Raw genomic sequence first — 23,851 nt, forward strand, 5'->3', positions numbered from 1 at the left:
GTGGAAACTCCTTTTTGAATCGAGACACTGGCCGACTGTGGCCGGCCATCACCGCTGCTCCTTTTCGAGTTGCCGCCGGGCCTGGAGGGCCGATGCGGGCGCCACGAGCAGCATGATCTTCCAGGCGTTGAACCCGCGCGAGAAGGCCGAGTCCGCCGCTTCGACCCCCAGGCCATCGAACACCTGGGCCCCGACCCAGACCGCCCCTGCCCCGAGAAGAAGCGCCACCAGTGACGCGACCAAGACCGCGACGCGTCCCGGCAGGCGCGGCACCAGCACCTGCGGCACGACCCAGCCGATGAGAATTGACAGTAAGATGAAGACGACGAGGACCATGCGCTCAGCGGATCGGGTTGTGGACGGTGACAAGCTTGGTGCCGTCGGGGAAGGTCGCTTCCACCTGCACCTCGTGGGTCATCTCGGGCACGCCCTCCATGCATTGCTCGCGGGTGATCACGTGGGCGCCGGCCTCCATCATGTCGGCGACCGAGCGGCCGTCGCGGGCGCCCTCGACGACGGCATCGGTGATGAGCGCCACAGCCTCGGGGTGGTTGAGCTTGACGCCCCGTGCAAGGCGGCGGCGGGCGACCTCGGCGGCCATGGCAATCAGCAGCTTGTCTTTCTCGCGGGGGGTCAGTTGCATCCTATGTCATCCATGATCTGGGAAGGGCAGCCTCGGTAAGGCGGTGCAGCGCCGGGACCAGAACCCGGCGGAGGGCAAAGCTGTCGGCGGCGAGCACGCGCAGCACCAGAACATCTTCGCGTACGAGACTCGCGCCGCCCGTGGGCGGCATAAGCGCCCGCAGCGCAGCAAGATGCGATTCCGCCTCCGGCGCGACGAACACGAGGCTTGCCATCGCGCCCGCTGCGCCGGCCACCGCGGGCCGGGCGAGATGGGCAACCGCATCGCCCTCCAGCCGCATCGCGTCCAGATAGAGCGGCACACCGTCGCGGCGGATCTCGATCCGGTCGCGGAAGACGACATCGCGCAGCGCCTCGCCCATCGCCGCCCGCCCGAAGACCAGCGGTTCGACCAGGAGCAGCCGACCGCCAGGGGCAAGATCGGCCGCAAGGACACGGTCGAAGTCGGACCGCTCGTACAGGATCGTCTCCTGCGGCAGCCAGTCGATCCGCGCGTCGGGTGCCACACGCAGCACGGTGCGCATGCGGCCCCGCTCGCCCGGCTGCGCACGGTAGGCCCGTTCCGCCGCCTGGGTGGTGACGCGCAGATGCGCCCCCGTCCCGGCGTCGATCTCGACAGAGAACCGGTCGCCCCCGGTTATGCCCCCCGCGGTGTTGACCAGCACCGCGTCGAGCGCGCCGCCTCGGACCCGCGGGAACAGCGCCTTGAACGCCCCGCTCTGGCGCAGCCGAGCCAGCCCGGTGACCGGCCCGGCGCGCTTGACGGCCACTGCCACATGCCCCACCGCCCGCGGCTGGACCGCCGGTGTCAGCGCCATGCCATGTCTCGCCTCGCAAGTGATCGCCAGCCCCCCGGCCTCGTGTCGGTCGCATTCTTCTCCCGCAGCGGCGCCCCGCCTGCACAGGATTCGAGCGCTGCGAAAACGCAGGGCAGGCCGCGACGCCCGCTTTCCGGGCATCCAGGAGGCTGATTGATGAAGACTCATGCAAGTCATGCAGCGGCCTCACGGATCCTCGCGCACCACGTCAGGTACCCCCAGCCGGTCGATCAGCCGGTTCGTCTCGCGCTGCACCAGCGCGAGGTTGCTGTCGCGCACCGTGGGCAGCATCGCCCGCGCCCGGCGGCTGTCGCCATAGTCGAGCCGGGCGGTCACGATCTCTTCGTCGCCGCCGGCCTGGGCCAGCACCTGGCCGCGCGCGTCGAGGATGCGCGAGCCGCCCCAGAAATTTAGGTCGCCCTCACGCCCGACCCGGTTCACCATGATCACCGGCGCCCCGTACATCATCGCGTAGAACTGGATCGTGGTCGCCCAGGACAGCGGGTTGTCGAATCCGTCCCCCACCGCCTCGCGCCCCGAGGAGATCGGCGCGCAGAGGAAGGTCGCCCCATGCAGGAAGGACAGATGCGCAAGTGCGGGATTGTAGAGATCGGCGCAGATCAATAGCCCCATCACCCAGTCGTCGTCCAGGCGGTGCGTGTCGACGAACCGGCCATGGGCATAGTATTTCGTCTCGATCAGCCGGCCGTAGGAGGGCAGGTTGATCTTGCGATGCAGGTAGCGCAGCCGCCCTGCCTTCAGCACCGCCGCGGTATTGTAGAACTGCGCTCCCGGTCCCTCCTCGACGAAGCCCACCACGATCTCCATCTTGCCGGCCTCGCGGCTGAGCGCGCGCAGCCGCGCGTCGTCACGGCGCATCACCACGTCGAGCAGGTCCTCCGCACCGTAATGACCGACCAGAGAGAGCTCGGGAAAGACCAGCACATCGACGCCGCGGCCTCGGGCCTCGGCGATCGCTGCGCGGTGGCGATCGAGATTGGCGGCAATGTCGCCCGTCGCCGAGGCGAACTGGGCCGCGCCAAGGGTCAGGAAGCGGGCCATCAATCTCGTCCGTCGAAAAGCGCCGGGCCGTTGGATGTGCGGCCGCGGGTCAAGCGTGGCGGTTCGGCGACGACAGACATGATATCCAAGCGCTTCACGAGGGCCGACTCCGGTCGAGCGGAGCTTTGAACAGACCTTGCCCGCGCGAGCGCACCCCGTCAAAGCCGTTCTCCGGATCGTTGCCGGCCGAACTTCCGTCAATCGCCCGATGATCGAGTTCCAGGGGGGATCCGCCACCCGCGGCCGCACGGCATCTGGCAGCGAACGCGGCTCCTTGGCAGGCCGCGCGCGCGGATCACCGGCCGCCCCGCGCCCCCCGGATTGAGGCGAAGCGCCATTCTTCGCCGCCCCTTCCTGCCTCTTTCGCGACGCATTCTCCCGGCACGGCAGATCGAGACGCCCGGCCCAATGACGCCGCGTTTTCGGAATTATGCCCTTCTTCTTGGCTCCAAATACTCCCGGGGGGGGCGGCTTGGCATCAGCCAAGCCGAAACCGATCAGGTCCTGAGGATGCGGTAGATCGCCGGGATCACCAACACCGTCAGCGCGGTCGACGACGCGAGACCGAACAACAGGGAGATCGCCAGCCCCTGGAAGATCGGGTCCGCCAGGATCACCGCGGCCCCGATCATCGCGGCCAGCGCGGTAAGCAGGATCGGCTTGAACCGCGTGGCGCCGGCCTCGACCAGCGTCTCCACCGTCACCTGCCCGCCCGGATCGGCATGGCGTATGAAGTCGACCAAGAGGATCGAGTTGCGCACGATGATGCCGGCCAGCGCGATGAAACCGATCATCGAGGTCGCGGTGAAGGGCGCATCGAACAGCCAGTGGCCCAGCATGATGCCGAGGAAGGTCAGGGGCACCGGCGTCAACACCACGAGCGGCAGCTTGAACGAGCCGAACTGCGCCACCACGAGGATATAGATTCCCACCAGCGCCACGCCGAAGGCCGCGCCCATGTCACGGAAGGTCACGTAGGTCACCTCCCACTCGCCATCCCACAACAGCACGGGATCCGCCTCGGACAGCGGCTGGCCGTGCAGCTTGATCTCGGGCTTGGGCAACTCGCCCCAGTCCATCGCGTCGATGCGCTCCTGCACGGCCAGCATGCCGTAGAGCGGCGCCTCGAATTCGCCCGCCAGTTCGGCGGTCACCATCTCGGCATAGCGACCGTTGTGCCGGAAGATCGGGTAGGACGCCCGCTCCTCGGCCAACTCCACCACGTCGCCAAGCTCCACCACGCCGCGCCCGCCGGGCAGGGCGTTGGCGGGGACCGGGGTCGAGAGCACGCGCTCGTCCATTACCCGGTCGGACTTGTCGCGCCCGACCACGATCGGGATCGGCCTGCGCCCCTCGCCACGATGCGAATAGCCGACCGTCGTGGTGCCGTTGAGCAGCCGCAGAGTCTCCAGCGCGTCTGCCTCCTGCACGTCGAAGTAGGCAAGGTCCGCGGGGTCGAGGACAGCGCGGATGCGGCGCGGCTGGGTGCCGAAGCTGTCATCAACGTCGACGATGAACCCCGTCTCCTCGAAGGCCTGCCGCACCTTCCGCGCCACAGCCCGGCGCGTCTCGCCGTCGGGGCCATAGACTTCGGCGAGCAGCGTCGCGATCACCGGCGGGCCAGGCGGAGGTTCGACCACCTTCAGCACCGTGCCTTCGGGCAGGTCGAGGGCGTGCAACCGCTCGCGCAGGTCCAGCGCGATCGCATGGCTGGTGCGGTTCCGGTGATCCTTGCCGGTCAGGTTCAGCTGCACGTCGCCCAGATGCGGGCTTTCCCGCAGGAAGTAGTGCCGCACCAGCCCGTTGAAGTTGAACGGTTGCGCCGTGCCGGCATAGGTCTGGACCGAAACCGTCTCGGGCATGTCCAGCGCCATGCGGGCCACCTGCTGCGCCACCGCGTCGGTGGCCTCGACCGACGCGCCCTCGGGCAGGTCGATCACCACCGAAAGCTCGGGCTTGTTGTCGAAGGGCAAGAGCTTGACGGTGACGTGTTTGGTGTAGAAGGCCCCCATCGAGCCGAAGGACACCACGGCCACCGCCAGGAGAAAGGCGAGGCTGGTCCATTTGCGCGACAGGATGGGCCGCACCACGGCGGCGTAGATCCGGCCGAGTCGGCCGCCCGGATGGCCGTGGCCGCCCTCGCCGTGCAGCGGCGCGCGCCCGGCGACCTTCAGCATCAGCCAGGGCGTGATCATCACCGCCACGAAGAAGGAAAAGATCATCGCCGCCGACGCGTTCGCCGGGATCGGGCTCATGTAGGGGCCCATCAGGCCGCTCACGAACAGCATCGGCAAGAGCGCCACGACGACGGTGAGGGTGGCGACGATGGTGGGGTTGCCGACCTCGGCCACCGCCTCGATCGCGGCCTCGCGGCGGCTTTGCCCCGGTTTCATCATGCCCCAGTGCCGCGCGATGTTCTCGATCACCACGATGGCATCGTCGACGAGAATCCCGATGGAGAAGATCAACGCGAACAGCGAAACCCGGTTCAGCGTGTAGCCCATGAAATAAGCGGCGAAGAGCGTCAGAAGGATCGTGACAGGGATCACGATGGCCACCACCATCGCCTCGCGCCAGCCGATCGCGACGAGTACCAGAGCGACGATGGACACGGTGGCGAGCCCAAGATGGAACAGCAGTTCGTTTGCCTTCTCGGAGGCGCTCTCGCCATAGTCGCGCGTGATCTCGACCTCGACGGAGTCGGGGATCAAGCCCCCCTCCATCCCGTGCAGACGGTGCAGCACTTCCTCGGCCACCACCACAGCGTTCGCGCCGGCCCGCTTGGCCAGCGCCAGCGTGACCGCGGGTCGGCGCGTGATCTCGCCATCGGCGGCCATGCGCACCGTCGCGACGTGATGCTCGTCGAGATCCGTCACGACGCCGATCTCCGCCACGTCGCGGACATAGACGGTGCGCCCGTCGCGCGCGGTCAGTTCCAGGTTGCCGATCTCGGCGGGCGTGGACAGCGTTTTGCCGAGCACCAGCCCCACCTGCTGGCCGTCGTCGCGCACCAGGCCCGCCGGCGCCGCGGAATTGGCGCTCTGCACCTTGCCGGCCAGTTGCTGCAGCGTGATTCCGTATAGGGCCAGCTTCTCGGGGTCGGGGGCGACGCGCAGCGCCTCCTCGGTCGCGCCGACGAGGTAGGTCAGCCCGACATCCTCGATCTTGACCAGTTCGGTTTCCACCTCGCGGGCGATACGGGTCAGATCGGCGGCTGTGACCGTGTCCTGCCGAGGCACCGGCGCGAAGGTCAGCGAGACGATGGCGACGTCGTTGATGCCACGCCCCACCACCAGCGGCTCGGGGATGCCCACGGGGATGCGGTCCAGGTTGGCGAGGATCTTGTCACGCACGCGCAGGATGGCCGTGTCCTGGGACAGGCCCACCTCGAAGCGCGCGGTCACCATCGCCTGGTCGTCGCGCGTTTCCGAGTAGACGTGTTCGACCTCGTCGATGCCCTTGACGATGGTCTCGAGCGGCTCGGTCACCAGCTTGACCGCATCGACCGCCCGGAGCCCATCGGCACGGACGTGAATGTCGACCAGCGGGACCGAGATCTGCGGCTCTTCCTCGCGCGGCAGGCTCATCAGTGCGATGAGCCCCACTGCAAGCGCCGCCAGCAGCAAAAGCGGCGTGAGCGGTGACGCGATGAAGGCGTGCGTCAGGTGGCCCGCAAGGCCGAGCCGCGTCTTGCGGGGGGGATCGGCGGGGTCATTCATCACCGGTCACCACGGTGTCACCGGCGGACAGGCCCGAAAGGATCTCGCGCCACTCCGCACCGTCATGGCGCACGATGCCACCCGGCACGACGGCACGACGCACCGCACCGCCCTCCCCCGCGACCGCGACGAAGTCGAGTCCCCCTGCGCGCAGAACAGCGTCCGGCGGCACCAGGAGCGCCGCGCGCGTGCCCACGGGCAGCCGCACCGGCACGCGGCGGCCGACGAACCGGCCGTCCAGGCCGTCGACCTCGACATCGGCGACGACGCGCCCGCCCTCGATCTGGGGATAGACCTTGGCAAGCCGCCCGGTCTGGCCGTCCATGCCCGATCCCGCGCCAAGGGTGATCTCGTCGCCCTCGGTCAGCGTCGTGGCGTGGCGTTCCGGGATCGCGAGCCGCAGGAACACGCCGCCGCCGCCGATCTCGGCCACCGTTTCGCCCGGCGTGATGACCGAGCCGAGCGAAATCGGCACCGACAGCACCACGCCCGTATCCGGCGACAACACCGCACCTTCCGCCACCTGCTGCTCGACCACCCGCCGTTCGGCGCGCGTCGACTCGATCTGGCCCTCCAACTCGGCGACGCGAGTGCGAAGCTGGTCCAGGCGTTGCTGGGTGATCACGCCGCGCTCGCGCAGGGCCGCGCCGCGGTCGAGATCCGTTGTCGCGGTCTCCAGCTGGGTGTCCAGCGCCCTGAGTTGCGCATCGATGGCGCGCAGCCGGAAGCTGAGCTTGTCATCCTCGACCAGGGCGATTTCCTGCCCCGCCTCGACGCGGTCGCCCTCGGTGACCCTCAACTCCACCAGCGTGCCCCCGATCCGGGCGCGGGCTGGCACGCGGTCGCGGGTCTCTACCTGACCGTAGACCGCCTTCCACTCGGTGATCTCGACGCGTGACAGCGTGAGTTGCCCGGCCGCAACGGGCAACGCGGCGAGCAGGGCCAGAACGGCAAGCAGACTCCTCGGCATCCTATCCGACCTCCGGGACGGCGGGTCCGGCAGCGACACCGGACACCATACATGCAATCTTTTGAATGCATGAAGCATCTGGGCAGCCATTGCAAGACACAGCACGGCCGACGCTTAAAGGTTGCCGGAATGGCTTGTCCGCGCGTGCACCGCTCCCTATTGTCGAGAGACGCCCGCGTGCCGACTCCCGCGATGAGGCAGGCCACGGGTATTTGACGAGTTTTTCTGCCGAAACCCGTTTTCCGACAGGAGAGTAATTCGGTTTGATGGTTACGCCCGTGTCAGTTGCCTCCGAGAGCGAATCCAGCAGCGGTGCCGAAGAGACGCCGGACAGCCTGACCGAATTCGCCCTCGAAACGCTCCTGTCGACGCAGGACGGCTGGCGCGGGTTCGCGCGCAAGGCGGTCGCGCGCTGGCCCGAGGAACCGCCGCTTGCCCTCGTTTTCGCGCTCGTGAACGCCTCGGCCCAGATCGAGGCGATCTTCGCCGAGGGCAGCCCGGCGCGCGTCGCCGCCGAGCACGGGTTTCGCGTGGCGGGCCTGCTGGCCGCGGACCTCTACGCGATGCAGACGCTGGGCCTGCCGAACGTCCGGGCGGCAGACCTTATCGCCTATTGGCGGCGGCACGACGATTATTTCCTGAGGCTCTGATCGGCAGCGCGCATTCTTGCCAAGCGCCCGCGCGGCATGCGACCAAGGATCGATCGCCACCCCCAAAGGTGCCCTGCCCCCGTGCCCCGGACCGAGACCCGAAGCCCCGCACCGCCCGCCGCGGCCCTGCCGCAGGTAAGCCACCCCCGCAATCCGGGCGTGCCGCTGGACCTGGGCTGGATCGGGCAGGCGCGCGTCAACCGGCCCGCGGTGGAGCGGCGCTGCCTGGGCCTGCCGGGGCGCCGCTCGGTCAAGGGCGCGCACCAGGCGGCCTGGCTGCTGCGGGCCGTGCGCCTGATCGACCTCACGACGCTGTCAGGCGACGACACGCGCGGCCGTGTCGCGCGGCTCTGCGCCAAGGCGCGCCAGCCGGTGCGCGCCGATTTGCTGGACGCGTTGGGGGTCGAGCGGCTGACCACCGGGGCCGTCTGCGTCTATCACGAGATGATCGCGCCTGCCGTCGCGGCGCTTGAGGGCTCGGGAGTGCCGGTGGCCGCGGTCTCGACCGGGTTCCCGGCGGGCCTCTCGCCCTTCGCCACGCGGCTGGCCGAGATCGAGGCCAGCGTCGCCGCGGGGGCGTCCGAGATCGACATCGTGATCTCCCGCCGACACGTTCTGACCGGCGATTGGCAGGCGCTTTACGACGAGGTGGCCGCATTCCGCGCGGCTTGCGGCGCGGCGCATCTGAAGGCGATCCTCGCCACCGGCGAGCTTGGCACGCTCACCAATGTCGCGCGGGCCAGCCTCGTCGCGATGATGGCGGGCGCGGATTTCATCAAGACCTCGACTGGCAAGGAACCGGTGAACGCGACCCTTCCGGTCGGCCTGACCATGGTCCGCGCGATCCGCGCCTATCACGCAGCCACCGGCCACCGCGTCGGGTTCAAGCCCGCGGGCGGAATATCCAAGGCCAAGGACGCGCTGACATGGCTCGCGCTGATCAAGGACGAACTCGGCGACCGCTGGCTGAGGCCCGACCTCTTCCGCTTCGGCGCCTCCTCGCTTCTGGGCGATATCGAGCGCCAGATCGAGCATCACGTCACCGGCGCCTATTCCGCCGCCTGGCGGCATCCGATGGGGTAACGCGCATGACCGTTTCCGAGCTTATGGACAGCATGGAATACGGCCCGGCCACGGAAAGCCCGGCCGAGGCGCTGGCCTGGCTGGTCGACCGGGGCGACCGGTTCGGGCAGTTCATAGGCGGCGCCTTTACCGAACCGGGAGAGACTTTCGAGAGCCGGAACCCGGCGACCGGCGAGGTGCTGGCGCTGGTCAGCCAGGCCACGCAAGCGGACGTGGACGCCGCCGTCGCCGCGGCGCGCAAGGCGCAGCCGAAATGGGCAAGGCTCACGGGCCACGCGCGAGCGCGTCACCTTTATGCGCTGGCCCGCCTGATCCAGAAACACGCGCGCCTGATCGCGGTGCTGGAAACCCTCGACAACGGCAAGCCGATCCGCGAAAGCCGGGACATCGACGTGCCCCTGGCCGCGCGGCATTTCTATTACCATGCGGGGCTCGCCCAGCTTCTGGAGAAGGAAGTTCCCGGGCAGGTGCCGCACGGGGTCTGCGGCCAGATCATCCCCTGGAACTTCCCGTTCCTGATGCTCGCCTGGAAGATCGCCCCGGCCCTCGCCGCCGGCAACACGGTTGTCCTGAAACCGGCGGAATGGACCTCCCTGACCGCTCTGCTCTTTGCCGATCTCTGCCGCGAGGCCGGGCTGTCCAAGGGGGTGGTGAACATCGTCACCGGCGACGGGGCGGTGGGCGAGATGATCGTGGCGCATGAGAACGTCGACAAGATCGCCTTCACCGGCTCGACCGAGGTTGGGCGCAAGATCCGCGTGGCGACAGCCGGCAGCGGCAAGGCGCTGACGCTGGAGCTGGGGGGCAAGTCGCCTTACATCGTCTTCGACGATGCCGATCTCGACTCGGCGGTCGAGGGGCTGGTGGACGCGATCTGGTTCAACCAGGGCCAGGTGTGCTGCGCGGGCTCGCGGCTGGTCGTGCAGGAAGGCATCGCGGACGAGTTCCACGCCCGGCTGAAGGCGCGGATGGCGGGCCTGCGGATTGGCGATCCGCTCGACAAGTGCATCGATATCGGCGCGATCATCGACCCGGCGCAGCAGAGGCGCATCGAGGAGATGGTCGCCGTCGGCGCCGGCGAGGGCGAGATTTTCCAGCCCGACGGGCCGCTGCCCGAAACCGGCTGCTACTACCAGCCGACGCTGATCACGGGGCTGTCGCCCGCCTCGCGCCTGATGCAGGAGGAGATCTTCGGCCCGGTCCTGGTCTCGACCACCTTCCGCACGCCCGCCGAGGCCGTGCAACTGGCGAACGACACGCGCTATGGCCTCGCCGCCAGCGTCTGGTCCGAAAACATCAACACCGCGCTGGACGTGGCGCCGAAGCTCGCGGCGGGGGTGATCTGGGTGAACGGGTCCAACATGTTCGACGCGGCGGCGGGCTTCGGCGGCCTGCGCGAAAGCGGCTTCGGGCGCGAGGGCGGCTGGGAAGGGCTGCTGGAGTATCTGTGCCCGGAGGGCAAGCCGAAGCCGCTGAAACCGCTCGCCCCTGTCGAAAAGGCGGAAGACCCTGAACCGGCCGATCCGCTCGACCGCACCGCAAAGCTCTATATCGGAGGAAAGCAGACCCGACCGGACGGCGGCTATGCGCGCCCCGTGCACGGCCCCGGCGGACACCTGCTGGGCCATGTCGGCCTCGCTAACCGCAAGGACATTCGCAACGCCGTGGAGGCCGCGCGCAAGGCGCAGCCCGGCTGGGCGGCGGCGAGCGCGCATAACCGCGCGCAGATCCTCTTCTACATCGCCGAGAACCTGTCGGCGCGGGCCGCGGAGTTCGTGGATCGCCTGCACGCCATGACCGGCGGGCAGAAGGCGACTGCCAGAGCGGAGGTGGAGCACAGCCTCGACCGGCTCTTCACCTACGCCGCCTGGGCCGACAAGTATGCGGGCGACATCAAAGACGTGCCGATACGCGGCGCGGCATTGGCCTTCAACAGGCCGGTCGGCGTGATCGGGGCGCTCTGCCCCGACGAGGCGCCGCTGCTGGGCCTCATCTCGGTGATGGCCCCGGCCGTCGCGATGGGCAATTCGGTCGTGCTGGCACCCTCGGCCCCTTTCCCGCTGGCGGCTACCGACGTCTACCAGGTGCTCGATACCTCGGACCTGCCGGGCGGGGTGGTGAACATCGTCACCGGCGCCCATGCGGACCTTGCCGAACCGCTGGCCGCGCATGGCGACGTGGACGCGGTCTGGTCGTTCTCGTCCGCGGCGATCTCTGCCCCAGTCGAACGCGCGGCGGCCGGTAACCTGAAACGGACCTGGGTCAACCATGCCCGCGCCCGTAACTGGGCGGGCGACGAAGGCGAAGGCCGCGCCTTTCTGCGCGCGGCCACCGAGGTCAGGACGGTCTGGGTGCCCTGGGGCGCCTGAGCTACTTGTTGCCGCGGCCGAACAGCCGGCGCCAGAACCCTTCGGCGCGGTCGTCGACATTCTCGATGAAATTGCCGGCGTCGTCGATCAAGGGCTCGATCCGCTTCTCCTTGAAGCGCAGAACGACCTTGGCGACCCAGAGTCCGATCAACGCCACGACACTCAGCACGACGATGTTGAACCACGGGATCAGGGTCTGATCGGGACCTTCCGCGGGGCGCACCGAAACCGCGTTGGGATAGATCGAGAGATACTCGTTGCGCCAGCCGTAATGGGTCACGATCACCCATTGCGGGTCGTCCTTGGTCGAGACGACGTCGCGCGCCTCGGCCTGCAGGTTCGCGGTATCGACCTTGAAATAGGGCGGCCAGCCCCAGCCGGTATCCTCGTTGCGGTAAACGATCGGCTTGCCGTTCGGCCGGAACGCCTCGATGAAATGCACGTCGCGGTTCGACACCCCCTCCTGCGTGCCGGGCGCCGGGTCGGCCCAGAAGATCGAGTTGTCGCCGAAATCGATCCGGCGCACCTCTGTATTGGTGATCCGCACGATGTCGCGCTGGGGCAGCGTGTAGTGGAAGAAGGAAAAGACCAGGGCGGCAATGACCGCGAGAAAGGTCCATTTGACGTAAAACATCCAAGCCTCACGTGTAATTGACGATGTAGATGATCGTGCCGATCACGATGGCCGGCACGATATAGACCCCGAGGATCAGCTTGCGCCGAAGCGACTGGTCGTACTCCTTCAACCCGTCGCGGACAAAGGCCTCGCGGTCGCCCTCGCGAATCTCCCCGTCCCATTCGCGTTCCAGCTTATCCCGACGTACGGCACGGGAATAGAGCGAGACACTGACATAGACGATCGTCAGGACCACGGTCGCGAAAATGACGAAACGAAGCAGCGCGATCATCTGGCCACCTTCCGGCCTTGGAAACGGGCGTGCGGGTCAGGGCGTCCCGGCTCAGCCGCTCGCAGATCCATATAGGCGCGGGCGGGCCGGTTTGCACCCTGACCGGACGCCGCAACGCGATTGCCGCAGCGTTGGCGGCGCGCTAGTGTCTGTCGATGGACGACGCGGCGCGGGAAAGGCTGGGAGCGGCGGTGGAGGCGCGACGCGACGAGTTGGTCGCGCTGACGCAGGATCTCGTACGCATCCCGACGCTGAACCCGCCGGGCCGCAACTACCGGGAAATCTGCGACTATCTCGCCGCTCGGCTCGCAGCGTGCGGCTTTGGCGTGGAACTCGTTCGGGCGACCGGCACGCCAGCCGACAGCGATGCGACCCCGCGCTGGAACCTGGTCGCGCGGCACGAAGGCGCCGCCCCGGGCGACTGCGTCCATTTCAACGGCCATCACGACGTGGTCGAGGTCGGCCACGGCTGGACCGTGGACCCATTCGGAGGCGAGGTGAAGCACGGCCGCGTCTACGGCCGCGGGGCCTGCGACATGAAAGGCGGGCTCGCGGCGGCCATCATCGCCGCCGAAACCTTCATCGAGACCTGCCCCGACTATCGCGGCGCGGTGGAAATCAGCGCCACCGCCGACGAAGAGTCGGGCGGCTACGGCGGCGTAGCCTACCTGGCCGAGCAGGGATGGTTCGACCCGTGCCGCGTACAGCACGTCATCATCCCCGAACCGCTCAACAAGGATCGCATCTGCCTGGGCCATCGCGGCGTCTGGTGGGCCGAGATCGAAACCCACGGGCGCATCGCGCATGGCTCGATGCCGTTCCTGGGTGACTGCGCCGTGCGGCACATGGGCGCAGTCCTGGCCGAGATGGAGGAGACGCTGTTCCCGCTGCTCGCCGGCAGGCGGACCGAGATGCCGGTGGTGCCAGAGGGCGCCCGGCAGTCCACGCTCAACATCAACGCGATCCATGGCGGCGAGCCCGAGCAGACGGCGGACTACAACGGCCTGCCCGCGCCCTGCGTGCCCGACCGGTGCCGCATCACCCTCGACCGGCGCTTTCTCATCGAAGAGGACATCGCCGAGGTGAAGCGGGAGGTGACCGAGTTGATGGAGCGCGTGAAGGCCCGCCGCCCTGGCTTTGCCTACGAAATCCGCGAGCTGTTCGAGGTGCCGCCCACGATGACGGACGCGAACGCGCCGGTGGTGACCACCGTCGCCGAGGCCATTTTGCGGGTGCTTGGGCGCCAACCCGAATACGTCGTCTCGCCGGGAACCTACGACCAGAAGCACATCGACCGGATCGGTCGGCTGAAGAACTGCATCGCCTACGGACCCGGCATCCTCGAACTCGCCCACAAGCCCGACGAATGGGTAGGCATCGACGACATGGTTGATTCGGCGCGGGTCATGGCCTTGACGCTCAGGGAATTGCTGCTGAAGAGCAGCTAATCCCGAAAACGTCACGACGGCGCAAAGGCTGCGGCGCGTTGCGGTACCGCCGGCACGTTGTCGATCAGCCGAACCCCGTCAAGATGCGCCGCCACCAGGAGGCGCGCGGGCTCGGACAGCGCCTGCAGCGGCGCCAGAGTCGCCGCCGACCGGAACTCCAGGTACTCGACGTCCGAATAACCGCCCGCCAGCACTGCCGCCCGCGCCTCGCCCAGGGCCTGTCCCACCGGGGCACCTTCGGACATCTCCTTCACCGCCCGCGTCAGTGCCGCAAAGAGCGCCGGGGCCTTGGCCCGCGCCGTGTGCCCCAGCCGCACGTTGCGAGAGGACAGGGCCAGACCATCGGGCTCTCGCACCGTGGGGCATCCGACGATCTCCACGGGAATGCCCAGGTCCCGCACCAGCCGCCGGACCACCATCAGCTGCTGGAAATCCTTCTCGCCGAAATAGGCCCGGTCGGCCTGGGTTTGCAGCAACAGCTTGGTCACGACGGTCGCCACGCCGTCGAAATGGCCCGGCCGGTGCGCGCCGCACAACCCTTCGCTGACGCCGGAGACCGAGACTGTGGTGGCGAATCCCTCGGGATATACCTGGTCGGGCGCGGGCACATAGATCGCATCGACCGCGAAGGGCGCGAGTTTTGCGGCATCGCTCCCCTCGGTTCGGGGATAGTTCGCCAGATCGTCGGGATTGTTGAACTGCCTGGGGTTGACGAAGATCGTGACGATCACCCGGTCGGCGCCGGCCTTGGCGGCCTCGACAAGGCTGAGGTGCCCCGCGTGCAGCGCGCCCATCGTGGGCACCACGCCGATGCGCGCGCCCTCGGCACGCCAACGCGCGGTCAGGGCGCGCAGTTCCGCCAGCCGTCGCACGATGGGCGCGGTCACTGGCTGTCTCCGAACACGTGCTCGGGCGCGGGGAAACGGCGGGCGCGGACCTCTTCGGCATAGGCGGCAATGGCGGCGCGCGCGTCCCGCCCCAATTCGGCGTACCGTTTGGCGAATTTCGGTTTGAACTCGGCAAACAGGCCCAGCATGTCGTCGACCACCAGAACCTGCCCGTCGCAGCCCGCCGACGCGCCGATCCCGATGGTGGGAATCGGCACCTCCGCCGTGATCCGGTCGGCCAGCGCCGCAGGCACCTTCTCCAGCACGACGGAAAACGCCCCGGCCTCGGCCACCGCGCGGGCGTCGGCCGTGACCCGCGCCGCATCCGCGCCGCGCCCCTGCACCTTGTAGCCGCCCAGCGCGTTGATCGCCTGCGGCGTCAGCCCGACATGGGCCATCACGGGGATCGAGCGGGCGGTCAGGAACCGGATTGTATCGGCCATCGCGACGCCGCCCTCCAGCTTGACGGCCCCTGCCCCGGTCTCGGCCATCAACCGCGCGGCGTTGCGGAACGCCTGTTCGGGGCTTTCCTCGTAGCTGCCAAAGGGCATGTCGACGACCATCAGGGCGCGCTCCAGCCCGCGCGCCACCGCCTGTCCGTGCAGGATCATCATCTCCATCGTCACGCCGAGCGTGGAGGGCAGCCCGTGCAAGACCATGCCCACGCTGTCGCCCACCAGCACGAGGTCGCATTCCGGATCGACCAGGCGTGCGACCGGCGTGGTATAGGCGGTCAGGCAGACCAGCGGCGTCTCGCCTTTCCGCGACCTGAAGGCAGTGGGCGTGATCCGGCGGGCCTGTCCGGTTGCGCTCATTCTCTCCTCCCTCGACTGTTCCCGGGCTGCGCGGTTATACAATGCTGCGACGCAGAATCCACCCGCTGCGGCTCCGTAGCCACGCCGCGGCCCTTGCCTTTGGCCGCCCGGGGCCGTGAGATGGGGGCATGAGTTGCAAGGGAGACCGCAGAATGCGCCTCGTTCCGACCGCCGCCCTCTGCCTCGCGCTCGGCGCCGGCCAGGCTCTCGCCGCAGAGGACACGATCACCATCGGCATGGTGCTGGAGCCGCCGAACCTCGACCCCACCGGAGGCGCCGCGGCCGCCATCGACGAGGTGGTCTATGCCAACATCTTCGAGGGGCTAACCCGCTTCGCCCCAGACGGCTCCATCGTGCCGGGGCTGGCGAAAAGCTGGGAGGCGAACGAGAACGCCACCGTCTACACGTTCCGCCTGCACGACGGCGTGACCTTTCACGACGGCAGCGCGATGGATGCCGAGGACGTCAAGTTCACCCTCGACCGTGCGCGGGCCGCAGAGTCGACCAATGCGCAGAAGGCGCTGTTCGCCGGGATCGAAAACGTCGAGGTGGTGGACCCGCTGACCGTGCGGGTCACGCTGTCGGCGCCTGACGGCAATTTCCCCTTCAACATGGCCTGGGGCGACGCTGTAATCGTCGCGCCCGAAACGGTCGACAGTCTCGCGACCGCACCCGTTGGCACCGGCCCGTTCAGGTTCGACCGCTGGGCGCAGGGCGACCGGATCGAAATCGTGCGCAACTCCGACTACTGGGGCGCGACGCCGGCGCTGGCGTCGGCGACGTTCAAGTTCATCTCGGACCCCAACGCGGCTTTCGCCGCGATGATGGCCGGCGACGTGGACGCCTTTCCCAACTTCCCCGCGCCCGAGACGCTCTCGCAATTCGAGGCCGACCCGCGGTTCGAGGTGATCGTGGGCTCGACCGAAGGTGAGACGATACTGGCGATGAACAATGCGCAGGCCCCGCTTGACGACGTGCGGGTGCGCGAAGCCATCGCGCACGCGATCAGCCGCCAGGATATCATCGACGGCGCGATGTTCGGCTACGGCACGCCCATCGGTACGCACTTCCCACCGCACCACCCCGACTACGTCGATCTCACCGAGCTTTCGGCGCATGACCCGGCGCGGGCGAAGACGCTGCTGGAAGAGGCGGGTCAGACCGATCTGACGCTGCGCCTGGCACTCCCGCCGCCCTCCTATGCCCGGCGCGGCGGCGAGATCGTCGCCGCACAGCTTCGCGCCGTCGGCATCGAGACCGAGATCACCAACCTGGAATGGGCACAGTGGCTGGAACAGGTGTTCACGGGCCGCGATTTCGACCTGACCATCGTCAGCCATACCGAGCCCATGGACATCAACATCTATGCCCGGCCCGACTACTACTTCCAGTATGGCGGTCCCGACTTCGCAGCGTCGATGGAGAACTTGACAAGCACGACCGACGCCGCCGCGCGATCGGATATCCTGAAGGACGCGCAGCGCATGATCGCCGAGGACTACGTCAACGGCTTCCTGTTCCAGCTTGCCAAGACCGGCGTCGCCAACGCCGGGATCGAGGGATTGTGGGAGAACGCGCCGACCCAGGCCAACGACCTGACCGGCGTTTACTGGACCGAGTGATCCGCCTCCACCGCGATCCGTGCCCGCGCGGCGCGGATCACGCCGTCGAAATGCGCCCTCGCCGCCGGATGATGCGGCGGCAGCACCGTCACCACCTCGACCGACCAGTCGAGATAGGCAAGGCGGCGTGCCACGCTCCAGGTCACCGGCGGGGTCTCAGCCACGGCCCGGCAGTTGCTGATCTTGTCGCAAATTTTCACCAGCGCCGCGCCGGAGCTTTTGCTTGGCGCGTTCACCACCTGCATTCGCTTGCGCTCGGCCTTGGGCAGAGACTTGTCGTCGGTCAACGCCCCCACGATGGCCGCCACCTCGGCACCGAACGCCGCGGCAAGCTCGTCGTGGCTCGTCGGCGGGCAATCCTCCACCGTGTCGTGCAGCCAGGCGGCGGCAATCTCGACCACCCCGCCACCGAAACCCTCTGTCAAGGCGGCGACCTCGGCGACGTGGGTGACATAGGGGCTGGCCCCGGCATCCTTGCGGCGCTGATCGCGGTGGCGATCCTCCGCAAATGCGCGGGCCGCCCCGACCAGATCGGTCATGGCGTCTCTCCTTCGGGTTTTCGGGGATGCACGGCACTAAGCAGGGCCAGCACATTGAAAGAGTAGCCCGGGCTGCCCCGAAACGCAACGCCGCGGCCGCGCCCCCGCTCAGCCGACGACGTTGAACCCCGGACCGTAGGGATAATCGGTAATGTTCTCCGCACCCTCCGCGGTTACGATCAGGATATCGTGCTCACGGTAGCCGCCCGCGCCGGGCTGGCCCTCGGGAATCGTCAGCATCGGCTCCATCGAGATCACCATGCCGGGTTCCAGCACCGTGTCGACATCCTCGCGCAGTTCCAGCCCCGCCTCGCGGCCGTAGTAGTGCGACAGCACACCGAAGCTGTGGCCATAGCCGAAGCTGCGGTATTGCAGCAGGCCGCGCTCGGCGAGGAAAGCGTTGATGGCGTGGGTCACCTCGGCGCAGGTGACGCCCGGCTTGAGCAGCGACATGCCGTATTCATGGGCGGCAACGTTCGCCTCCCAGAATTCCAGGCTGGCCGCGTCCACCTCGGCCACGAACATCGTGCGTTCCAGCGCGGTGTAATAGCCCGAGATCATCGGGAAGGTGTTGAGCGACAGGATGTCGCCGCGCTGCAACGCCCGCGCGGTCACCGGGTTGTGCGCGCCATCGGTGTTCAGCCCCGACTGGAACCAGACCCATGTGTCGCGGTATTCGGCATCGGGAAAGCGGCGCGCGATCTCCAGGTCCATCGCGTCGCGCCCGGCCATCGCCACGTCGATCTCGCGCGTGCCCTCGCGCACCGCCTCGCGGATCGCGTAGCCGCCCACATCCGCCACCTGCGCGCCCGCCAGGATCAGTTCCAACTCGGCCGGACTCTTGCGCATCCGCTGCTGCATCGTGGCGGGGGCAATGTCCACGGTCTCGCGCGGCGCCAGAAAGGCGTCGAGCTTCGCCTTCTGCGCCAGCGTCAGGTGGTCGCTCTCGTAGCCGACGGCGCGTCCCTGCCCGGCCACATGGGCCACCGCACGCCAGTAATTGTCGCGCGCCCAGTCGGTATAAGTGATGTTGTCGGTCGCGCATCGCCGCCAGGGCTGGCCCGCGTCGATTCCCGCGCTGATCGTCACGGCCTCGGAGGCCGTGACCACCAGCCCATAGGGCCGGCCGAAACTGCAATAGAGAAAGCCCGAGTAATAGGCGACGGTCTGCATCGAGGTCAGCACCGCCACCTCTGCGCCCACGGCATCCATCGCGGAGCGCAGGCCCATCAGGCGGGTGTCGTATTCCTCAGCCGCGAAGGGCAGCGTGGCCTTGTCTCCGTTGTGAAAGCGGAAAAAGTCGGGTCGGGTCATCGAAACCTCCGAGCGGTCGGCCCGGGGCGGCCGAGCCAAGTGGGGTCCCGGCGTTCAGGAGACAGGGCGGGGTGCCCGGGCCATGGGGGCGCTTACCCCCGCGGCGACGCCATCGCCACGCGGCCCGCGCGGGATATTACGCCAAACGCGCGGCCCGGCAAGCGGGCAAATCCTCTGGCGCGAGGCGGGGCGCTTGCCTAGGCTCGCCCCATGCTGCGTTACGCTTTCAGGCGCCTTCTGTCGCTCGGACTCAGCCTGCTCGCCGCGAGCGTCGTGATCTTCACCGTGATCGAGGTGATCCCGGGCGATCCGGCGTCCTACATGCTGGGGCTGAACGCCGACCCGTCCGCCGTCGCGGCGCTCAGGGACGATCTGGGCCTGACCGGCTCGCCGCTGACCCGGTATCTCGACTGGGTGGGCGGCATGCTGACCGGCGATTTCGGCCAGTCCTACACCTACCGCGTGCCGGTGGCGGACCTCGTGGCGCAGCGGCTATGGGTGTCGTTGCCCCTGGCGGCTTACGCGCTGACGCTGTCCACGCTGATCGCCCTGCCCGTAGGGCTCTGGGCCGCGGCGCGGCGGGGCGGGCCAGTGGATTTCGGCGTGATGGGGGCGACGCAGCTGGGCATCGCGGTGCCGAATTTCTGGTTCGCGATGCTGCTGGTGCTGGTTTTCGCGGTGAATCTCAACTGGTTCTCCGCAGGTGGCTTCCCCGGCTGGGAGGCGGGCCTCTTGCCCGGCCTCAAGGCGCTGACCCTGCCGGCGGTGGCGCTGGCCCTGCCGCAGGCCGCAATCCTCGCACGCGTTATGCGCTCGGCGCTGATCGAGACGCTGGGCCAGGACTATATCCGCAGCGCGCGGGCCAAGGGTCTGAGCCGCGGCCAAGCGATCCGACGTCATGCGTTCCGCAACGCGCTGATCCCAGTGCTGACCATCCTCGGGCTGCAATTCTCGTTCCTGATCGCGGGCGCCATCATCATCGAGAACGTGTTCTTCCTGCCGGGCCTCGGGCGGCTGATCTTCCAGGCGATCACCCAGCGCGACCTGATCGTGGTGGAAAGCGTAGTCATGCTGCTGGTCTTCGCAGTGATTCTGGTAACCTTCCTCGTGGACCTCGCCTATGCCGCGGTCGACCCGCGCCTGAGGCGGCGATGAGCGGGCGGGCGCGGCTGATCGCGGGGGGCGCGCTGTCGGCGGTGTTCCTGCTGGCCGCGGCTGTGTCGCTGGTCTGGGTGCCCCATGACGTGGCCGTGCTGAACATCGCCGACCGGCTAAGCCCCCCGGGCGGCCCCTACGCCCTGGGCACCGATCAGTTCGGGCGCGACCTGTTGTCGATGCTGATGGTGGGCGCGCGGTCCTCGATCGCCGTGGCGCTGGTGGCGGTGGGCATCGGGATGGGCGCGGGCGTGCCACTGGGGCTATTGGCGGCGGCCAACCGGGGCGGCGTGCTGGACGAGCTGGTGATGCGGATGAACGACCTGATCTTCGCCTTTCCGGCGCTGGTCATCGCGATCCTGATCACGGCCGTTCTCGGCCCCTCGGCGGTGAACGCGATCATCGCCATCGGCATCTTCAACATCCCCGTCTTCGCCCGCGTCACCCGCGGCGCGGCGCTCAGCCTGTGGAGCTTGGATTACATCCTCGCGGCCCGCGTGGCAGGCAAGGGCGGGGCGCGGATCAGCGTGGAGCACATCCTGCCCAACATCGCGAACCTCTTGATCGTGCAGGGCTCGATCCAGTTCTCGCTGGGCATCCTGGCCGAGGCGGGGCTCTCCTATGTGGGCCTCGGCGCGCAGCCTCCGGGCACGAGCTGGGGCCGGATGCTGGCCGAGGCGCAGACCATGATCTACACCGCGCCCGCCCTCGCCATCCTGCCGGGGCTGTGCATCGTGCTGATGGTGCTGGGTCTGAACCTGATGGGCGACGGCTTGCGCGACGCGCTGGACCCGCGGCTTCGGAGGGCGGCACGGTGATCGCGCTGGACGATCTCTCGGTGACGATCCACGGCGCGCCGATCCTGCAGGGCGTCTCGCTCGGAATCGCGCGCGGGCAGATCGTCGGGCTGGTGGGCGAGAGCGGGTCGGGCAAGTCGATGACGGCGCTGGCGCTGATGGGGCTCTTGCCGCAAGGGGCGGGGGCGACGGGCCGGGTGCGGCTCGACGGGACCGACCTGCTGATGCTCCCCGAGGCAGAGATGTGCGACATCCGTGGCCGGCAGCTCGGCATGATCTTCCAGGAGCCGATGACCGCGCTGAACCCGGTGCAGACCATCGGCGACCAGGTGGCGGAAACGCTGGTGATCCACGGCGCGGCCTCGCGCGGCGAGGCCCTGCGCGCGGCGCGCACGCGGCTCGACCGCGTGGGCCTGCCCGCCGCCCGCTTTGCGCTGCGCCGCTACCCGCATGAACTCTCGGGCGGCCAGCGCCAGCGCGTCTGCATCGCCATGGCCATCGCGCTGCGCCCGCAACTGCTGATCGCGGACGAGCCCACCACCGCACTCGACGTCACCACGCAGGCGCAGATTCTCGACTTGCTGAAGGGACTGGTCGCCGAAGAGGGCATGGGACTGATGCTGATCACCCATGATCTAGCCGTGGTTTCGGGGATGGCCGACCATCTGGCGGTGATGCGCGACGGTGAAATCGTCGAACAGGGGCCGACCGCCGAGCTGCTCCGCGACCGCCGCCACCCCTATACGCGCGCGCTATTCGAGGCCTCGTCGCACCACCCCGAGGCGCGGTCCGCGCCGACGGACGGCGCGCTCTTGCAGGTTCGCGCCGCAATCCGCGACTATCCCTTGCCGCGCAGCGGGTTGTTCCAGCGTCCGCCGCCCTTCCGCGCAGTCAATGGCGTCAGCTTCGACATCGCGCGGGGCGAAAGCGTCGGGCTGGTGGGGGAATCGGGCTGCGGCAAGTCCACGCTGACCCGCGCGATCCTGGGGCTCGACCCGCTTCAGGGGGGTGAAATCCGGCTGGACGGGCACGCGGTCAAGGCCGGCGAACATACGCCCGCAACCCTGCGCCGCAAGATGAACGTCGTGTTCCAGGACCCTTACGGCAGCTTCAATCCCCGCCACCGGGTCGGCCGCCTGATCGCCGAACCTTTCCACCTGACCGGGCGCCCGGCCGATGCCGACGCCCGTATCGCCGAGGCGCTCAACTCGGTCGGCCTGTCCCCTGACGACCGGCACAAGTTCATCCACGAGTTCTCTGGCGGCCAGCGCCAGCGCATCGCCATCGCGCGCGCCCTGATCACCCGGCCCGAGCTGATCGTGCTGGACGAGGCGGTGTCGGCGCTGGATGTCCGCGTTCGCGCGCAGATCCTCGATCTGCTGGCCGACCTGCGCGCGCGCTTCGCCCTCTCCTACCTGTTCATCAGCCACGATCTGCACGTGGTGCGCGCGATCACCGACCGGGTGCTGGTGATGCGCGCTGGGCGGATCGTCGAGGAAGGCCCGACCGAAAAGGTGCTGTGCGCGCCCGACCATCCCTATACCAAGGAATTGATGGCCGCAGCGCCCGAACTGGAGGTGCCCGCATGACCGCCGAGTTGATCCGCGACCTGTGGTTTCCCACCGACCGCTGTTTCATCGCCGGGCACTGGACCCCGCCCGTGGGCGACGAGAGCCTGCCCGTCGAGAACCCCTCGACCGGCGCGGAAATCGGCCGGATCGCCAAGGGCCGGGCCGCCGATATCGACGCCGCCGTCGCAGCCGCCGAAAACGCCCGCCGTGGCGCCTGGGGCCGGGCGACGGCGGCCGAGCGGGGCCGGGTGCTGGCCCGAATCGGGCAGTTCGTGCGCGGCCGGGCCGATGAGCTGGCGGGACTCGAGGCCACCGACGTGGGCAAGCCGCGGACCCAGGCGCGGGCCGATGCGATGGCGCTGGCCCGTTACATGGAATTCTACGGCGGCGCCGCCGACAAGGTGATGGGCGAGACCATCCCCTATCTCGAAGGCTACACCGTCTATACCTTGCGCGAACCCCATGGCGTGACCGGCCACATCATACCGTGGAACTACCCGATGCAAATCATCGGCCGGTCGGTCGGGGCGGCGCTGGCCATGGGAAATGCCTGCGTGCTGAAACCCGCCGAAGAGGCCTGCCTTACAGCACTCGCCTTTGCCAAGCTGGCCGAAGAGGCGGGGCTGCCGCCCGGCGCGCTGAACGTGGTGCCGGGCCTCGGCGAAGAGGCGGGGGCGGCGCTGACCGCCCATCCGGGCGTCAACCATATCAGCTTTACCGGTTCGCTGGAGGTCGGCCGGCTGGTGCAGGCGGCGGCCGCGCAGAACGTGGTGCCGGTCACGCTGGAACTCGGCGGGAAATCCCCGCAGGTGGTGTTTGCCGATGCCGACCTCGACGCCGCCCTGCCTTTCCTTGTCAACGCGGGCATCCAGAACGCGGGCCAGACCTGCTCGGCCTCGTCGCGCATCCTGGTGGAGCGGCCCGTCTACAACGCGGTGCTGGCCCGCATGGCCGAGCGTTATCGCGCGCTGAAGGTCGGCCAGGCGCTCGACGATCTAGATGTCGGCCCGCTGATCTCGGCCCGCCAGAAGGAGGTCGTCGAGGGATTTCTGGCCAAGGGTGCCGACCTGGAGACGGCGGCCGAGGGCACCGTCCTCGGCGACGTGCCCGCCGGCGGGCACTACGTGGCACCGCGGCTGATGGCGCAGGTGCCGCCGGACCACGGGCTCGCGCAGGACGAGATCTTCGGCCCGGTGCAGGTGGTGATCCCCTTCGCGGACGAAGACGAGGCCGTCGAGATCGCCAACGGCACCGGCTACGGCCTCGTCGCCTCGGTCTGGTCGCGGGATGGCGGGCGGCAGATGCGGCTGGCGCGCGCCCTGCGGGCCGGGCAGGTGTTCATCAATAATTACGGCGCGGGGGGCGGGGTGGAACTGCCCTTCGGCGGCACCGGGCTGTCCGGGCATGGCCGCGAGAAGGGCTTCGAGGCGCTTTACGGGTTCTCGACGGTCAAGACGGTGGCCGCGCGGCATGGCTGAGGGA

21 protein-coding genes are annotated in these 23,851 nt (G+C 68.6%); 9 read left to right on the forward strand and 12 right to left on the reverse strand.

Annotated elements, in window-relative coordinates:
- Positions 1 to 48: 48 nt before the first annotated feature.
- From BUR28_RS09815 to BUR28_RS09840, 6 genes are all read right to left on the reverse strand, one after another.
- On the reverse strand, positions 49 to 336 hold the full coding sequence (locus tag BUR28_RS09815; RefSeq protein ID WP_074219950.1) for a hypothetical protein: 288 nt from the start codon (positions 334 to 336) through the stop codon (positions 49 to 51).
- A gap of 4 nt (positions 337 to 340) precedes the next feature.
- A complete protein-coding gene (locus tag BUR28_RS09820; RefSeq protein WP_074219951.1) occupies positions 341 to 643 on the reverse strand; it encodes an urease subunit gamma in 303 nt (100 codons plus the stop codon).
- Position 644: 1 nt separating this feature from the next.
- Complete coding sequence (locus BUR28_RS09825; protein WP_074219952.1) at positions 645 to 1,460, reverse strand: urease accessory protein UreD; 816 nt, start codon at positions 1,458 to 1,460, stop codon at positions 645 to 647.
- A gap of 186 nt (positions 1,461 to 1,646) precedes the next feature.
- On the reverse strand, positions 1,647 to 2,522 hold the full coding sequence (locus BUR28_RS09830; protein ID WP_074219953.1) for a nitrilase-related carbon-nitrogen hydrolase: 876 nt from the start codon (positions 2,520 to 2,522) through the stop codon (positions 1,647 to 1,649).
- A gap of 497 nt (positions 2,523 to 3,019) precedes the next feature.
- Positions 3,020 to 6,241, reverse strand: coding sequence for an efflux RND transporter permease subunit (locus BUR28_RS09835; protein ID WP_074219954.1), 3,222 nt, complete (start codon positions 6,239 to 6,241; stop codon positions 3,020 to 3,022).
- A complete protein-coding gene (locus tag BUR28_RS09840; protein ID WP_074219955.1) occupies positions 6,234 to 7,211 on the reverse strand; it encodes an efflux RND transporter periplasmic adaptor subunit in 978 nt (325 codons plus the stop codon). The genes BUR28_RS09835 and BUR28_RS09840 overlap by 8 nt, the downstream gene beginning before the upstream one ends.
- A gap of 278 nt (positions 7,212 to 7,489) precedes the next feature.
- On the opposite strand from BUR28_RS09840, the gene BUR28_RS09845 reads away from it, so the two are divergent.
- The 3 genes from BUR28_RS09845 (at position 7,490) to BUR28_RS09855 (ending at position 11,313) form a co-directional block, all read left to right on the forward strand.
- On the forward strand, positions 7,490 to 7,861 hold the full coding sequence (locus BUR28_RS09845) for a hypothetical protein (protein ID WP_139307548.1): 372 nt from the start codon (positions 7,490 to 7,492) through the stop codon (positions 7,859 to 7,861).
- 81 nt (positions 7,862 to 7,942) lie between these two features.
- A complete protein-coding gene (gene deoC / locus BUR28_RS09850; protein ID WP_074219957.1) occupies positions 7,943 to 8,944 on the forward strand; it encodes a deoxyribose-phosphate aldolase in 1,002 nt (333 codons plus the stop codon).
- Between the two features lie 5 nt (positions 8,945 to 8,949).
- Entirely contained in the window at positions 8,950 to 11,313 is a 2,364-nt protein-coding gene (locus BUR28_RS09855) for an aldehyde dehydrogenase family protein (RefSeq protein WP_074219958.1), read from the forward strand.
- 1 nt (position 11,314) lies between these two features.
- On the opposite strand, the gene BUR28_RS09860 is transcribed toward BUR28_RS09855, so the two are convergent.
- Positions 11,315 to 11,947: a DUF1523 family protein gene (locus BUR28_RS09860; protein WP_074219959.1), complete on the reverse strand. Its 633-nt coding sequence runs from the start codon at positions 11,945 to 11,947 to the stop codon at positions 11,315 to 11,317.
- A gap of 7 nt (positions 11,948 to 11,954) precedes the next feature.
- Positions 11,955 to 12,221: a hypothetical protein gene (locus BUR28_RS09865; RefSeq protein WP_074219960.1), complete on the reverse strand. Its 267-nt coding sequence runs from the start codon at positions 12,219 to 12,221 to the stop codon at positions 11,955 to 11,957.
- Between the two features lie 155 nt (positions 12,222 to 12,376).
- Here BUR28_RS09865 and BUR28_RS09870 point away from each other — a divergent pair, with 155 nt between their 5' ends.
- Positions 12,377 to 13,669 carry an acetylornithine deacetylase/succinyl-diaminopimelate desuccinylase family protein gene (locus BUR28_RS09870; protein WP_074219961.1) on the forward strand — a complete coding sequence of 431 codons (1,293 nt, stop codon included), beginning with the start codon at positions 12,377 to 12,379 and terminating at the stop codon, positions 13,667 to 13,669.
- A gap of 11 nt (positions 13,670 to 13,680) precedes the next feature.
- Here BUR28_RS09870 and panC read toward each other — a convergent pair whose 3' ends face one another.
- Positions 13,681 to 14,556 (reverse strand): pantoate--beta-alanine ligase, encoded by an 876-nt coding sequence (gene panC, locus BUR28_RS20395; RefSeq protein WP_074219962.1) that lies wholly within the window; start codon positions 14,554 to 14,556, stop codon positions 13,681 to 13,683.
- Complete coding sequence (gene panB / locus BUR28_RS20400; protein ID WP_074219963.1) at positions 14,553 to 15,371, reverse strand: 3-methyl-2-oxobutanoate hydroxymethyltransferase; 819 nt, start codon at positions 15,369 to 15,371, stop codon at positions 14,553 to 14,555. Before panB ends, panC begins: the two co-directional genes overlap by 4 nt.
- A 152-nt stretch (positions 15,372 to 15,523) precedes the next feature.
- Here panB and BUR28_RS09885 point away from each other — a divergent pair, with 152 nt between their 5' ends.
- On the forward strand, positions 15,524 to 16,993 hold the full coding sequence (locus tag BUR28_RS09885) for an ABC transporter substrate-binding protein (protein ID WP_074219964.1): 1,470 nt from the start codon (positions 15,524 to 15,526) through the stop codon (positions 16,991 to 16,993).
- Here BUR28_RS09885 and BUR28_RS09890 read toward each other — a convergent pair.
- A complete protein-coding gene (locus BUR28_RS09890) occupies positions 16,978 to 17,532 on the reverse strand; it encodes an HD domain-containing protein (protein ID WP_074219965.1) in 555 nt (184 codons plus the stop codon). The genes BUR28_RS09885 and BUR28_RS09890 overlap by 16 nt on opposite strands.
- A gap of 108 nt (positions 17,533 to 17,640) precedes the next feature.
- Positions 17,641 to 18,846, reverse strand: a complete 1,206-nt coding sequence (locus tag BUR28_RS09895) for a M24 family metallopeptidase (RefSeq protein ID WP_074219966.1) — start codon at positions 18,844 to 18,846, stop codon at positions 17,641 to 17,643.
- A 210-nt stretch (positions 18,847 to 19,056) separates the two neighbouring features.
- Here BUR28_RS09895 and BUR28_RS09900 point away from each other — a divergent pair, with 210 nt between their 5' ends.
- From BUR28_RS09900 to BUR28_RS09915, 4 genes are read left to right on the forward strand one after another with little or no spacing between them, the layout of a single operon-like run.
- Positions 19,057 to 20,001: an ABC transporter permease gene (locus BUR28_RS09900; RefSeq protein WP_074219967.1), complete on the forward strand. Its 945-nt coding sequence runs from the start codon at positions 19,057 to 19,059 to the stop codon at positions 19,999 to 20,001.
- Positions 19,998 to 20,819: an ABC transporter permease gene (locus tag BUR28_RS09905; RefSeq protein WP_074219968.1), complete on the forward strand. Its 822-nt coding sequence runs from the start codon at positions 19,998 to 20,000 to the stop codon at positions 20,817 to 20,819. The genes BUR28_RS09900 and BUR28_RS09905 overlap by 4 nt, the downstream gene beginning before the upstream one ends.
- The gene (locus BUR28_RS09910; RefSeq protein WP_074219969.1) at positions 20,816 to 22,387 is read left to right on the forward strand and encodes an ABC transporter ATP-binding protein; all 1,572 of its coding nucleotides are present in this window, start codon (positions 20,816 to 20,818) and stop codon (positions 22,385 to 22,387) included. Before BUR28_RS09905 ends, BUR28_RS09910 begins: the two co-directional genes overlap by 4 nt.
- A complete protein-coding gene (locus tag BUR28_RS09915) occupies positions 22,384 to 23,847 on the forward strand; it encodes an aldehyde dehydrogenase family protein (RefSeq protein ID WP_074219970.1) in 1,464 nt (487 codons plus the stop codon). The genes BUR28_RS09910 and BUR28_RS09915 overlap by 4 nt, the downstream gene beginning before the upstream one ends.
- Positions 23,848 to 23,851: the final 4 nt, after the last annotated feature.

It is taken from the genome of Rhodovulum sp. ES.010 (assembly GCF_900142935.1).
Lineage (GTDB): Bacteria > Pseudomonadota > Alphaproteobacteria > Rhodobacterales > Rhodobacteraceae > Rhodovulum.

Excerpts from the sequence above, each read along its gene's own strand:
- BUR28_RS09815 (WP_074219950.1), bottom strand. The coding sequence starts at position 336 with ATGGTCCTCGTCGTCTTCATCTTACTGTCAATTCTCATCGGCTGGGTC.
- BUR28_RS09820 (WP_074219951.1), bottom strand. The coding sequence starts at position 643 with ATGCAACTGACCCCCCGCGAGAAAGACAAGCTGCTGATTGCCATGGCC.
- BUR28_RS09825 (WP_074219952.1), bottom strand. The coding sequence starts at position 1,460 with ATGGCGCTGACACCGGCGGTCCAGCCGCGGGCGGTGGGGCATGTGGCA.
- BUR28_RS09830 (WP_074219953.1), bottom strand. The coding sequence starts at position 2,522 with ATGGCCCGCTTCCTGACCCTTGGCGCGGCCCAGTTCGCCTCGGCGACG.
- BUR28_RS09835 (WP_074219954.1), bottom strand. The coding sequence starts at position 6,241 with ATGAATGACCCCGCCGATCCCCCCCGCAAGACGCGGCTCGGCCTTGCG.
- BUR28_RS09840 (WP_074219955.1), bottom strand. The coding sequence starts at position 7,211 with ATGCCGAGGAGTCTGCTTGCCGTTCTGGCCCTGCTCGCCGCGTTGCCC.
- BUR28_RS09855 (WP_074219958.1), top strand. The coding sequence starts at position 8,950 with ATGACCGTTTCCGAGCTTATGGACAGCATGGAATACGGCCCGGCCACG.
- BUR28_RS09860 (WP_074219959.1), bottom strand. The coding sequence starts at position 11,947 with ATGTTTTACGTCAAATGGACCTTTCTCGCGGTCATTGCCGCCCTGGTC.
- BUR28_RS09865 (WP_074219960.1), bottom strand. The coding sequence starts at position 12,221 with ATGATCGCGCTGCTTCGTTTCGTCATTTTCGCGACCGTGGTCCTGACG.
- BUR28_RS09870 (WP_074219961.1), top strand. The coding sequence starts at position 12,377 with ATGGACGACGCGGCGCGGGAAAGGCTGGGAGCGGCGGTGGAGGCGCGA.
- panB (WP_074219963.1), bottom strand. The coding sequence starts at position 15,371 with ATGAGCGCAACCGGACAGGCCCGCCGGATCACGCCCACTGCCTTCAGG.
- BUR28_RS09885 (WP_074219964.1), top strand. The coding sequence starts at position 15,524 with ATGCGCCTCGTTCCGACCGCCGCCCTCTGCCTCGCGCTCGGCGCCGGC.
- BUR28_RS09890 (WP_074219965.1), bottom strand. The coding sequence starts at position 17,532 with ATGACCGATCTGGTCGGGGCGGCCCGCGCATTTGCGGAGGATCGCCAC.
- BUR28_RS09895 (WP_074219966.1), bottom strand. The coding sequence starts at position 18,846 with ATGACCCGACCCGACTTTTTCCGCTTTCACAACGGAGACAAGGCCACG.
- BUR28_RS09900 (WP_074219967.1), top strand. The coding sequence starts at position 19,057 with ATGCTGCGTTACGCTTTCAGGCGCCTTCTGTCGCTCGGACTCAGCCTG.
- BUR28_RS09905 (WP_074219968.1), top strand. The coding sequence starts at position 19,998 with ATGAGCGGGCGGGCGCGGCTGATCGCGGGGGGCGCGCTGTCGGCGGTG.
- BUR28_RS09915 (WP_074219970.1), top strand. The coding sequence starts at position 22,384 with ATGACCGCCGAGTTGATCCGCGACCTGTGGTTTCCCACCGACCGCTGT.